We start from the raw sequence: 11,649 nt of genomic DNA, 5'->3' as shown, positions 1-11,649 counted from the left end.
CCCCAGGAGGCATCACATGAGCAACGCCATTCCCGCTCCCGCGGCACCCGAGATCGCGGTCCCGAGCATCCCCGTCGCCCAGATCACCCCGTGGGCCCTCTTCTTCGGCCTGCTGGCCGTCCTCGCGCTGTTCTTCGTCAGCGCGGACCAGGGCGCCGTCAGCCTGCCCGCCGGCACCGCCATCCACGAGTGGGTGCACGACGGCCGGCACCTGCTCGGCTTCCCCTGCCACTGAGCGCGCGGGGATGACCGTACGCAACTTCCTGGTCACCGGTCTGCTCGTCGGACTGGTCGCCGGGGTACTGACGTTTGCCGTCGCCAACCTCTTCGGCGAGCCCTCCATCGACACCGCCATCGGGATCGAGGAGGCCAGCTCGGCAGCGGCCGAGGCGCCTGCCGCCGAGGACGGCCACACCCACGCCGACGGCGAGGAGGCCGGCCACTTGCACGGCGACGAGGAGGGCGGCATCAGCCGCACCACCCAGAAGACGTGGGGCCTCGCCACCGCCATGATCGTCGTCGGGCCCGCGCTCGGTGGCCTCGTCGGCATCGCAGCGGCCTTCGCCATGGGTCGGCTCCGCCGGCTCTCGCCCGCCCAGTCGACCGCGCTGGTCGCCCTGCTGGGCTTCGTCGCGGTGGCGCTCGTGCCCTTCGCGAAGTACCCGTCGACGCCGCCCGCCGTCGGCAGCGGCGACACCATCGGGTCGCGCACCGGGCTCTACTTCGCCTTCCTCGTGGTCTCGGTCGTCGCCATGATCGGCGCGGTCCTGCTCGGCAAGGCACTGCTCGGCCGGCTCCGCACCGCCGAGGCGGTCGCGGCAGCCGCAGCGGCGTACCTCCTGGTCGTGGTCGTCGTCGGGCACCTGATGCCGACGGTCAACGAGCTCGGCAGCTTCCCGGCCGACACGCTCTGGTACTTCCGCCGCGCCTCGCTCGTCACGCTCGCCACCCTGTGGGCGCTGATCGGCGTCGGGATGACCGCGATGGTCGCCCGGCAGCACGAGAAGGCGACCATGGCGCACGCCAAGCGCGAGCTGGCCGCATCGCTCTGACGATCGGGCCCCGGGTTTCGACACGGGCGCGGGGCGCCCTGCTCAACCAGCGGGCTCCGCTGGTGAGCAGGGCGCTGGGCCTCGCGCTCGGCCACCTCGCCGACCGGCGCTTCGGAGACCCACGACGGGGGCACCCCGTCGCCCTGTTCGGCACCACCGCACTGGAGCTGGAGAGGAGGACGTACGCCGACTCGCGGAGTCGTGGCGTCGTCCACCTGGCGCTCCTGGCCGGGGCCGCCGCGGGGGGCGGTCTCGTCCTGGAGCGCCGCTCGCGCGGGCACTTCGTGGCCCACACGCTGCTCACCGCGGCGGCGACGTGGACCGTGCTGGGCGGTACGTCGCTCGGGCGCGAGGCGTCGGCCGTGCACGGCTTCCTCGCCGCCGACGACCTGCCCGGCGCCCGGCAGCGGCTGACCCACCTGGTCGGGCGCGACACCAGCGTCCTCGACGAGGGCGAGGTCAGCCGGGCGACCGTCGAGTCCGTCGCGGAGAACACCTCCGACGCCGTCGTCGCCCCCCTCGTGTGGGGCGGGCTGCTCGGCATTCCCGGGCTGCTCGGCTACCGCGCGGTCAACACGCTCGACGCGATGGTCGGTCACCGGGGCGAGCGCTACGGGCGGTTCGGCTGGGCGTCCGCCCGGCTCGACGACCTGCTCAACCTCCCCGGCGCGCGGCTCAGCGGGCTGCTGGCGGCGGCCCTCGCCCCCACGGTCGGCGGCTCGCCCTCGGCCGCGCTGAGGGCGTGGGCCCGCGAGGCGCGACGCCACCCCAGCCCGAACGCCGGGGTGGTGGAGGCCGCGTTCGCCGGCGCGCTCGGCGTACGGCTCGGGGGGACGAACACCTACGCCCACGGGGTCGAGGACCGGGTGATCCTCGGCGACGGCCCGCCCCCGACCCGCGACGACATCGATCGCTCCGTCCGACTGGCGAGCCGAGTCGGGACCGGAGCGGTCGTCGTCGCGTGCGCAGTGGCGCTCAGGCGGGGTCGCTGACCCGTCGCAGCACGCGCACCAGCGCCGGGACCACCACGCCGGCCGCGACCAGGTGGAGCACGACGAGCGCGAGGACCGTGCCCGCACCGTGACCCCAGAGGACCGGCGGCACCAGCGAGAGCGCGGTCAGCACGACCGCGACGGTGAGGAAGCGTCGGTCGGGATCGGCGCTGAACCGCAGGAGGAGCGCGGCGATCACGATGCCCACCACCGAGAACAGGAACGTGATCGAGCCGAAGCCCGCGACCGGAATCGCGCCGCCATCGACCTCGAAGTCGGCGCCGAGCGCTTCCAGCAGCACCGCCACCAGGACGGTGGCCACCGCGGCACCGACGGCCGCGAGCAGTCCGGCGGCCACCAGCCGGCCGAGGCGCGAGCCGAAGCCCGTGCGGGCGACGGTCGTGGCGCTCATCGGTCGGCCTCCGAGCCCTCGAGCCGGGCCGGCAGACCGAGCCGCTCGAACTGCTCCGCGCCGAAGATGGTCACCTCGGTGACCGCCCCGCCGGAGATCCGGAGCACGTCGATCGTCAGGGGCAGGTGGGCCTGCTCCTGCTCGCGCCACTGGTAGCAGGCGATCGCCGGCTGGCGGTTGACCGACGTCGGCACCGTGCGCAGGCCCGTCATCTCGGGGTAGCCGTTGGCCGTCCAGTCGGCGACGACCGCGTCGCGCCCGACGAGCAGGCCCTCCCACGGCGGCATCGAGTAGCGCACGTCGTCGCGGAGCAGGGTGGCGATCGTGTCGAGGTCGGGGACGACGCTGGCGTCGGTGAAGCGTCGTACGAGCTCGCGGTTGTCGACGTCGTCCTCGGCCCCGGTCCACTCCTGGCGCTCGGCCGGCAGGTGCTCGCGCATCCCGGCGCGGGCCCGCTGGAGCGCGCTGTTGACCGAGTTCACCGAGTCGCCCAGCAGCTCGGCGACGTCCCTGGCCGGCCAGCCGAGCACGTCACGCAGGATCAGCGCGGCGCGGGGGCGGGGCGCGAGGTGCTGCACCGCGACGACGTAGGCCAGCTCGATCGTCTCGCGCGCGACGGCCTTCGCCTCGGGCTCGTCGGCGCCGGCCGCGGGGAGCTCGTCGAGGAGCCGGTCGGGATAGGGCTGGAGCCACAGCACCTCTCCGCCCGTCGCGGGGTCGGGGCGCCGCTTGGCCAGCAGGTCGAGGCATGCGTTGGTCGCGATCCGGTAGAGCCAGGCACGCAGCGTCGCGCGGCCGGCGTACGTCTCGCGCCGCCGCCACGCCCGCAGGAGCGTCTCCTGCACCGCGTCCTCGGCGTCCTCGAACGAGCCGAGCATCCGATAGCTGTGCACGTGCAGCTCGCGGCGGTGCGGCTCCACCAGCTCCGCGAACTCCGCCTCACCGACCTCGCTGAGGCTCCCCACGTCCACCCTCTCCGTCCGTGTCGCCGCCATCATCTCGTCCTCTCGTGTCGTCGGGCTGTCACTTGTATGACTGCGACGGCGCGGAGAACTCATCACTCGATGGACTTTGCACCCGAGTTTCCCGGTTCGTCCCCCAGATCTGGGCCGACAACCGGGGCGGTCACCGGATATCCGGTGACTCGCGGCTCAGGAGAACGGGTTCGGCAGCGCGCCCGGCAGCCCGGCGAGCACCTCGCGCGCCCGGGCGGCGTGCTTGTTCTCGACGAGCACCTCGTACTTCGTCGCGACGACCTGGGTGACGGAGGAGAAGTCGCGCGTGCCTCGGGTCGCGGCGTAGCCGATCAGCGCCCAGACCAGGCCGAACGTCGCACCCAGGAACACCGTGCCGGTCAGCACCTGCAGGACGCTCGACTCGGTGAAGAGCGCGAAGACGAGCCCGATGAAGACGCCGAGCCACAGCCCGGACAGGATGCCGCCGATCGCGATCTTGGACCACGTGAGACGGCCGGTGACGCGCTCGATCCGCTTGAGGTCGGTGCCGACGATCATCAGGTGCTCGACGGGGAACTCCGCGTCGGAGAGGAAGTCGACGCTCTTCTGGGCGGCGGCGTAGTCGTCGTAGACCGCCAGCGACTGGGGGAACTGCAGCGTGAACGGCGAGCCGGACCTGAGGGTGGGATTGATGCCGGAAGTCGACATGGGCGGACCTTTCGTGATCGGTCCTGCCAGCCTAGGGCTGCTTGCTGAGGACCCACTGAGCGGCGGCTCCGGCGTCGCTGACCGTCGCGACGCCGTCGGTCGCACCCGGACGTCGTACGACGACCACGGGCACGCCGAGCTGCCCGGCGGCCTCCATCTTGGGCCAGGTGTAGCTGCCGCCGGAGTCCTTGGTGACGAGCACGTCGACCGCGTGCTCGCCCAGCGTCTCGAGCTCGCCGGCGAGGTCGTAGGGACCGCGGTCGTTGACCACCAACCAGGACTGCGGGAGCTCGATGGCCGGGGTGTCGACGACCCGCGCGACCGCCCGGTGCCCGGCGAGCGGGCCCACGAAGCGGTCGAGGTGCTGGCGCCCGACGGTGAGGAGCGGACGCCTCCCGAGGCCGGCCGCCGACGAGGCGGCGGCGGCGTGGTCGTCGACCCAGTGCCACTGGTCCGACCCCGGCGCGTCCGACCACCCGGGGCGGGCCAGCCGGAGCAGGGGCAGTCCCTCGGCGGTGCAGGCGGCGACGGCGTTGGCCGACATCCCCTCCGCGAAGGGGTGGGTCGCGTCGACGACGGCCTGGATCCGGTGGCTCGTCAGCCACTCCCGCAGACCGTCGACGCCGCCGAAGCCGCCGATCCGGCACGGCCCGACGGGCAGCCGCGGACGGGCGACCCGTCCGGCGAGCGAGGACACGAGCTGGACGTCCGACCCCAGCAGGAGCGCCGCCAGCTCGCGCGCCTCGCTCGTGCCGCCGAGCAGCAGCATCCTCATCGGGAGGCCCCGGGCTCGAGCACCAGCAGGCCGTCGGGCGCGCCGGACGTGGCCAGGTCGAGCAGCGCGTCGAGGTCCAGGTGCTCCTCCGCCAGGTCGCCGAGGAGGTCGAGCCGTCGCTCGCGCATCGCGGAGAAGCTGACGTCCCCCGGCTCGTACGACGCCCCGGCCGCCGCCGAGACCTCCGACAGCAGCGCCCGCCGGAGCTCATCACCCTCGAGGCTGCCGTGCCACATGGTCCCGAGGACCGCACCGGCGCGCGCGCCGCCGAGGAACTCCTCACCGCCGTGCCGGGTGATCCGGCCGTGGTGGATCTCGTAGCCGTGCGCCGGTTGCCCCAGCGCCGTACCGATCGGCAGCCGCAGCACCTTGTCGGCGCCGAAGGTCGTGGTGACGTCGAGCAGGCCGAGCCCCGCCACGTCCGCGCCCACGGCCCCCTCGACACCGGACGGGTCGACGATGCGCCGCCCCAGCATCTGGAATCCGCCGCAGATCCCGAGCACCGGCCTGCCCGACGCCGCGTGGTCGAGGACGGCCCGGTCCATGCCGCGCGAGCGCAGCCACGCCAGGTCCTCGATCGTGGCGCGGGTGCCGGGCAGCACGACGAGGTCGGCGCCGGCCAGGGCTCGGGCATCGGAGGCGAAGGTGACGTCGACGCCGGGCTCGATGCCGAGCGCGTCGACGTCGGTGAAGTTCGAGATCCGCGGCAGCCGTACGACGGCCACGCGCAGGCGCGCCTCGTCGTCCGAGGTGCGGCGGCCGGCGAGGTCGAGCGCGTCCTCGGAGTCCAGCCAGAGGTCGGGGTGCCACGGCAGGACGCCGTACACCTCGCGCCCGGTCAGCTCACGGATCTGGTCGAGCCCCGGGCGCAGCAGGTCGACGTCACCGCGGAACTTGTTGACCACGAAGCCGGCGATGAGCGACTGGTCGGCCCTGTCGAGCAGCGCGACGGTGCCGAAGAGCGCGGCGAACACCCCGCCGCGGTCGATGTCGCCGACGACCAGCGTCGGGATCCGGCCGTGCTGGGCGAGCCCCATGTTGACGTAGTCGCCCTCGCGCAGGTTGATCTCCGCCGGGCTGCCGGCTCCCTCGACGACGACCAGGTCGTGGCGCGAGCGCAGGTCGTCGAAGGCGGCGTAGGCGGCGTCGCGCAGGTGGGTCCGCCCGCCGACGAAGTCCTTCGAGTCGATGGTCCCGCCGGGCCGGCCCATCACCACGACGTGGCTGCGCCGGTCACCACCGGGCTTGAGCAGGACGGGGTTCATCGCGGGCTCGGGCTCGGCGCCGGCCGCGACCGACTGGATCCACTGCGCGCGGCCGATCTCGGCGCCGCGACCGTCAGCCGTGGCGCAGACCATCGAGTTGTTGGACATGTTCTGCGCCTTGAACGGCGCGACCCGGATCCCGCGGCGCGCGAAGCCCCGGCACAGCGCCGTCGTCACGATGGTCTTGCCGGCATCGGACGTGGTCCCGGCGACCAGCAGCGCGCTCACCGGTCCAGCCTAGAGAGGTCAGGTCGCGGCACGCTCGCTGGCTCTCGGCCAAAGGCAGACGCAATCTTTACGCAGTCCATGTTTCACCCCCGCGACGTCCGGGGAAGTGTGGAGGTATGGGAAAGCTGATCTTCGACAACCGGGTGATCGGCGGCCTCTTCGTGGCGCTCATCTTCGTCAACGCGTTCGCCATGCAGAGCGGCTGGTACGCCTGATCCACCGCTCCTGTTCGTCGCAACCGGGCGACAGGAGCGCTGAGGTGTGCCTAGGGTCGGGGTAACCCGACCTCGGAGGTCGTCATCCGTCCCCCCACCGCGCTGCTCTCGCTGCTGCTCGCCAGCACCCTCGCCCTCGTCGCCCCGCACCCGACCCTCGCGCAGACCGCCGCCCAGCCGGCCGCGCAGCCGTCCGCGCCCTCGATGCGCGCCGGAACGCTGTCGGCCAGTCCCGGCAACGGCTCCTTCACCGCCGGGCAGGAGATCACCCTGCGCGGCAGCATCGGCGCCGGCGGTCGTCGTACGGTCCACCTCCAGAGCAACCTCGGCCGCAGCGGCGACGTCTGGCGCGACGTGGCCGGCGCGCGCACCCGGACCACCGCCGGCGGACGCTTCACCCTGCGGGTCCCGGCCCACTCGAGCCACATCGTCTACCGCGTCGTGTCCGGCTCCCGGCGCACCAGCACGTGGACCTCCGACGCCGTGCACCAGGAGGTCGTCCTCACCGCTCGGGGCAGCGCGGTCGCCGGCCAGCCGCTGACCCTCGTCGCCGACACGTCCGCGATGCCGCTGCTCGTGGGGCGTGCCCTCACGCTCCAGCAGCGTGTCGGTGCCTCGTGGACGTCCCTCGCGTCGTCGGCCGTCGGGTCCGACGGCACCGGTTCGTTCACCGTCACGCCGTCCGCGACCGGCCCCGCCGTCTACCGCGTGCGCCAGGAGGACTTCGACCAGGGCGTCGGGCACGTCGGCTGGTTCCCCAGCTACCCCGTGTACGTCGACGTCCGCCGCACGGCGCGCGAGCGTCCGTCGACCCGGGTCGCCGCCCCGGCACCGGAGCCCGTCCTCCGACGCAGTGCGCCGCACCAGAGCACCGCCGCCGGCTCGCTGCGGTGGGGCAAGCAGCTCTACGACTTCGACTGGGAGTTCGGCGAGTCCCTCTCCGACCGTGCGGCCGTCGGCACCCGACGGCGCGGGTCGTGGACCGACGCGAGCGACGGCACCGGCCGGATCGCGATGCGCAACGGCGCCATGCAGCTGAGCAGCAACAGCGAGGGGGCCGGCCGTGCCGGCTCACAGGGCTCGCTGGCCGCGATGCTCCAGGGCGGCGCCGCCCAGGCCTACGGCCGGTGGGAGACGCGACTGATGCCGATGGTACAGGCGGGGGGCTCCACCGACTACGTCCTCAAGGCCGAGCTCATCCCGCTGGCCGACGCTGCCACCGGCTGCGACGCCCGCGCGATCACGCTCGTCGAGGCGAGGCCCAGCACGAGTGGCATCACCATCGGTGCGAGGGCGGCGACCGGGCAGGCCTGGAGCCGCACCCTGCCGGTCACCACCAACCAGTCCTTCCACGCCTACGCCGTCGACGTGACCCCGCGCCGGATCACCTGGTTCGTCGACGGCAAGGCCGTCGGACGCGTCACCGATCCGGCCGCGATCTCCGGCCAGTCGATGACCGTGCGGATCTCGATGCAGGCCTCGGGCACGGCGCCGATGCGGACCACGCGCACGCTGGTCGACTGGGTGCGCTCCTACCCCGCCGGCACCGGACAGCGCACCCGCGGTGGCACCCGCCTCACGCCGGGGACGCACACCGCCACCTGCTGACGTTGGTGCGCTCCTGAGACGATGGACCGGTGAGCCTGCCCGACCTGCCTGTCCTGTCGTCGGACTGCTCGCAGTGCAGCGGCCTGTGCTGCGTCCTGCTGCCCTTCTCGCGCGACGACGGCTTCAAGGTCTCCAAGCCCGGCGGCACGCCGTGCGCGAACCTGGCCGCTGACGACTCGTGCGGCATCCACGCCACCCTGCGACGTGACGGCTGGGTCGGCTGCACCCGCTTCGAGTGCTTCGGCGCGGGGCAGCACGTCACCCGGGTGACGTTCGCCGGTGCGTCCTGGCGCGACCAGACCGACCTCGGCGAGATGGCCGCCGTGCTGTCCGTCGTGCGCGGCCTCCACGAGATGCTGCTGCACCTGCGGACGGCCGCCGACCGCGCAGCTGGCGTCGTGCCCGACGGGCTAGTCGAGGAGATCGTCGCCCTCGACCACGCCGACCCGGTCACCCTGCTGACCACCGACCTCGACGAGCTGCAGGCACGCGTCGGCACGGTGCTCCGCGACGCCAGCGTCGCGGTCCGCGGCTCCGGTCCCGACCTGTCCTACGACGACCTGGCCGGTCGCGACCTCCGCACGCGCGACCTCGGCCGCGCGACCCTGCGGGGAGCGGTCCTCATCCAGGCCGACCTCCGCGACACCTCGCTCGACGACACCGACCTGCTCGGCGCGGACCTCCGCGACGCCGACGTCCGCGGCACCGACCTGTCGTCGACGCTCTTCCTCACCCAGCCCCAGGTCAACGGCGCGCGGGGCGACGCGAGGACCGTGCTGCCGGACGGCATCGACCGGCCGGGCCACTGGACCTGAGTAGCCGTACTGCTGCCGGGAGCACCCGTCGGCCACCAGACTTCGCGGCATGGAACCCAGCACCTGGCAGCGCCCCGGCCTCCGCGCCGCCCTCCTCTACGCCCTCGCCGCCAGCCTCCTCGGCGCCGTCGTCTCCGCCGTCAGCCGGCTCGAGCTGACCCGCCGCTCGGTCCCCGACACCGAGCTCCCCGACGGCCCCGTCATCGTCATCGCCAACCACACGAGCTTCGCCGACGGCATCCTGCTCGCCCTCGTCGGCCGCCGCCTCGGCCGGTCGCTGCGCCTGATGGCCACCGGCGGCGTCTTCCGCTCCGGCCTCGTCGGGCCGATCGTCCGCCGGCTCGGCTTCATCCCGGTGCTGCGCGGCACGTCGTCCGCCGCCGGCTCCCTCGACGCCGCCGCCACTGCGCTCGAGGCCGGCGAGGCCGTCGGCCTCTTCCCGGAGGGCCGGATCACCCGCGACCCGGCGCACTGGCCCGAGCGCAGCAAGACCGGTGCGGTCCGCCTCGCGCTGCGCACCGGTGCCCCGGTCGTCCCGGTCGCGCTCGTCGGTGCCGAGCGCGTCGTCGGCTCGCGACGAATCCTCGGCCGGCTCCTGCGCAACACGGTGCTGCGGCCCCGGGTGGCGGTCGCAGTGGGCGCACCCATCGACGTACGACGCCTCGCGGGCCTCGCCGCTGGCGCGCCGGTCGACGACGCGACCGTGCGCCGGGTCGCCGACGAGGTGATGGCGGTGCTGGTGGCCCAGGTCGCCGAGCTCCGGGGCGAGGACGCGCCCCACCCCAGCGGCGTACGGGAGTCGGCGCTCGCGATCGCCTGACGTCAGGAGTAGCGGTGGCTCTTGGCCGCGTGGCCCTTCTCGCGGGTGCAGGTGCGGCCGCTGATGTTGCGGTGGCCGCAGAGCTCGTCGGTGTCGGCCGCGGCCTCGGCCGGGCTCGCGGCAGCCGCGCCGGCGCGCTCCTCGACCTTCTTGGGCGCGGGCGGCGCCACCGGGGCCTGCGCCTTCGGGCGGCTCGGTGCCGTGGCCGCGCGCTTCTGGGACTCGGCGTACTTCGCCTCACGCATCGCGCGGAGGTTGTCCATCTTGCTCATCGCTCACTCACGCCACGAACCTACGCGGTCGCACCGACATCGCGCGGCAGGACCCTCACCTGCTCCAGTCGATCTCGCGGTGCAGGGCCAGCAGCCGCGCCCCGCGCAGCGTGTCGTGCTGGGCGACCCAGGCGATGCGACCGCGCAGGTGCTCCTCGAAGGCAGGTACGTCGTCGCGGTTCTGGCTGCTGGGCCCGTGGACGCGGCAGTTGTGCAGGATCGCCCTGAGCAGGTCGACGTCGTGGCGCGAGACGTGCGGACGATCGTTGACCACGAGCCCGGCCAGCGCCTGGCGGCCGGCGCGCGGCATCACGCCGGTCTTGCGCGGGTTGAGCCGGAACCCCTCGTCGACCACGATGCGCTCGACCGCGTCGACGAGCCGCGAGGTGCCGGTGCCCCAGCCCCGCTCGCCGGAGAACGCCAGGTCGTCGGCGTACCTCGTGTAGCGCCCGCCCCACGACCGCGCCAGCGCGGTGAGCCGGACGTCGAGCGCGAAGGCGGCGAGGTTGGCCATGGCGGGCGACGTCGGCGCGCCCTGCGGCAGGTGCGGCGCGGCCAGCCGGCGACCGAGGCGCCAGTGCGCGTCGAGCAGCCCGTCGTCCGCCGGCGCCGGGATCGCCCGCCACGCCGCGAGCGGGAGCACGCTGGTCACCAGACCGGCGAGGGCGTGGGCCACCGGCTCGGGATAGCCGGCCGTGCGCCAGATGCCGTAGACCCGCGACACCGTCACGCTGGCGAAGAAGGCCTCCAGGTCCAGGTGCAGCACGACGCTCCGGCCGGCGTGGGGAGCGGCGTACGACCGCACCGACCCGCCCGGACGGAAGCCCCGGGCGGCGTCGTGCGGTGGGACGAGCGAGGCGACCTCGCGGAGCAGGCGTCGCTGGAGCGCCTTCAGCCGGGGCTTGGGTGCCTCGAGCACGCGGATCCCGCCGCTGGGCGCGACCCGGTGGCTGACCCGGTAGTGCTGGAGCGGCGACTGCCTGGTCAGCCTCGCCAACCGGCGCGGGTCGGCGAACCAGTCGAGCTCCGACGGCGCGAGGTCGAGGAAGGCGGCCAGGTCGCCGAGGCCGTCGAGGGCCGGGAGCCGCCACCGGTTGGTGAGCATCCGGGTCTCGGCGATCGGCAGCACGACCGCGCGGGCGCGCAGTGCCTTCGCCGCAGCGGGGCGGGAGGCGATGTTGGTGGCCAGCTCGCGCGGCCGGTCGACCGGCGCGCGCGGGTAGAGCTCGAGGACCTGGCGCGCCAGCGGCGGGAGCCAGCGCGGGCGCCGGCCCAGGACGACCGCTCCGCTCGCCTCCAGCCCGGCTCGGGTCCACTCCCCGGCGACGAACCCGGCCGCGAGCGCGCGGGCGAGCTCCGGCCTCATGCGGCCCGTCGGCTGGCGTGCGACAGCGCAGCCCGACCTGTCCCGTCGTGCGCGCGACCTCCTGCAGCGAAGCGCAGCGCGTCGCGCGCGGTGCAGTGCCCGAACGTTCCGGTGGTCCCCGGGGTAGCCCCGGAGAAGCTGACCGGTGACGCGCACCGGTGAGCC

Annotated in this window: 13 protein-coding genes; 6 read left to right on the top strand and 7 right to left on the bottom strand. The window is 74.1% G+C overall.

What is annotated here, in order from left to right; translation table 11 throughout:
* The first annotated feature begins 16 nt into the window (after positions 1-16).
* The 3 genes from EUA93_RS08770 to EUA93_RS08760 all read left to right on the top strand — a co-directional run bounded on the left by EUA93_RS08770 (position 17) and on the right by EUA93_RS08760 (position 2,044).
* Positions 17-235, top strand: coding sequence for a CbtB domain-containing protein (locus EUA93_RS08770; RefSeq protein WP_129399777.1), 219 nt, complete (start codon positions 17-19; stop codon positions 233-235).
* A gap of 10 nt (positions 236-245) precedes the next feature.
* Entirely contained in the window at positions 246-1,052 is an 807-nt protein-coding gene (locus tag EUA93_RS08765; RefSeq protein ID WP_129399776.1) for a CbtA family protein, read from the top strand.
* 62 nt (positions 1,053-1,114) lie between these two features.
* Positions 1,115-2,044 carry a cobalamin biosynthesis protein gene (locus EUA93_RS08760; RefSeq protein ID WP_242497295.1) on the top strand — a complete coding sequence of 310 codons (930 nt, stop codon included), beginning with the start codon at positions 1,115-1,117 and terminating at the stop codon, positions 2,042-2,044.
* Here the strand turns inward: EUA93_RS08760 and EUA93_RS08755 are convergent.
* The 5 genes from EUA93_RS08755 to EUA93_RS08735 form a co-directional block, all read right to left on the bottom strand.
* Positions 2,028-2,456 (bottom strand): DUF6069 family protein, encoded by a 429-nt coding sequence (locus tag EUA93_RS08755; protein WP_207208638.1) that lies wholly within the window; start codon positions 2,454-2,456, stop codon positions 2,028-2,030. The genes EUA93_RS08760 and EUA93_RS08755 overlap by 17 nt on opposite strands.
* Positions 2,453-3,421: an RNA polymerase subunit sigma-70 gene (locus EUA93_RS08750; protein WP_242497294.1), complete on the bottom strand. Its 969-nt coding sequence runs from the start codon at positions 3,419-3,421 to the stop codon at positions 2,453-2,455. The genes EUA93_RS08755 and EUA93_RS08750 overlap by 4 nt, the downstream gene beginning before the upstream one ends.
* 186 nt (positions 3,422-3,607) lie before the next feature.
* Positions 3,608-4,120, bottom strand: a complete 513-nt coding sequence (locus tag EUA93_RS08745; RefSeq protein WP_129399774.1) for a YflT domain-containing protein — start codon at positions 4,118-4,120, stop codon at positions 3,608-3,610.
* Between the two features lie 31 nt (positions 4,121-4,151).
* Complete coding sequence (locus EUA93_RS08740) at positions 4,152-4,895, bottom strand: cobalt-precorrin-6A reductase (RefSeq protein ID WP_129399773.1); 744 nt, start codon at positions 4,893-4,895, stop codon at positions 4,152-4,154.
* On the bottom strand, positions 4,892-6,388 hold the full coding sequence (locus EUA93_RS08735; RefSeq protein ID WP_129399772.1) for a cobyric acid synthase: 1,497 nt from the start codon (positions 6,386-6,388) through the stop codon (positions 4,892-4,894). The genes EUA93_RS08740 and EUA93_RS08735 overlap by 4 nt, the downstream gene beginning before the upstream one ends.
* 419 nt (positions 6,389-6,807) lie before the next feature.
* Here EUA93_RS08735 and EUA93_RS08730 point away from each other — a divergent pair, with 419 nt between their 5' ends.
* From EUA93_RS08730 to EUA93_RS08720, 3 genes are read left to right on the top strand one after another with little or no spacing between them, the layout of a single operon-like run.
* Entirely contained in the window at positions 6,808-8,211 is a 1,404-nt protein-coding gene (locus EUA93_RS08730; protein WP_129399771.1) for a glycoside hydrolase family 16 protein, read from the top strand.
* Positions 8,212-8,240: 29 nt separating this feature from the next.
* A complete protein-coding gene (locus EUA93_RS08725; protein ID WP_129399770.1) occupies positions 8,241-9,026 on the top strand; it encodes a pentapeptide repeat-containing protein in 786 nt (261 codons plus the stop codon).
* A gap of 49 nt (positions 9,027-9,075) precedes the next feature.
* Positions 9,076-9,846 carry a lysophospholipid acyltransferase family protein gene (locus EUA93_RS08720; RefSeq protein WP_129399769.1) on the top strand — a complete coding sequence of 257 codons (771 nt, stop codon included), beginning with the start codon at positions 9,076-9,078 and terminating at the stop codon, positions 9,844-9,846.
* Between the two features lie 2 nt (positions 9,847-9,848).
* Here EUA93_RS08720 and EUA93_RS08715 read toward each other — a convergent pair whose 3' ends face one another.
* Both EUA93_RS08715 and EUA93_RS08710 read right to left on the bottom strand, forming a co-directional pair.
* Positions 9,849-10,118 (bottom strand): hypothetical protein, encoded by a 270-nt coding sequence (locus EUA93_RS08715; RefSeq protein ID WP_129399768.1) that lies wholly within the window; start codon positions 10,116-10,118, stop codon positions 9,849-9,851.
* A gap of 55 nt (positions 10,119-10,173) precedes the next feature.
* Positions 10,174-11,484, bottom strand: a complete 1,311-nt coding sequence (locus EUA93_RS08710; RefSeq protein WP_129399767.1) for a reverse transcriptase family protein — start codon at positions 11,482-11,484, stop codon at positions 10,174-10,176.
* Between the last annotated feature and the right edge of the window lie 165 nt (positions 11,485-11,649).

Origin of the sequence: Nocardioides oleivorans, assembly GCF_004137255.1 — a bacterium.
GTDB lineage: Bacteria > Actinomycetota > Actinomycetes > Propionibacteriales > Nocardioidaceae > Nocardioides > Nocardioides oleivorans.
Note: the sequence above shows the minus strand (reverse complement) of the source record. Positions and strands in the feature narration are given on the sequence as shown.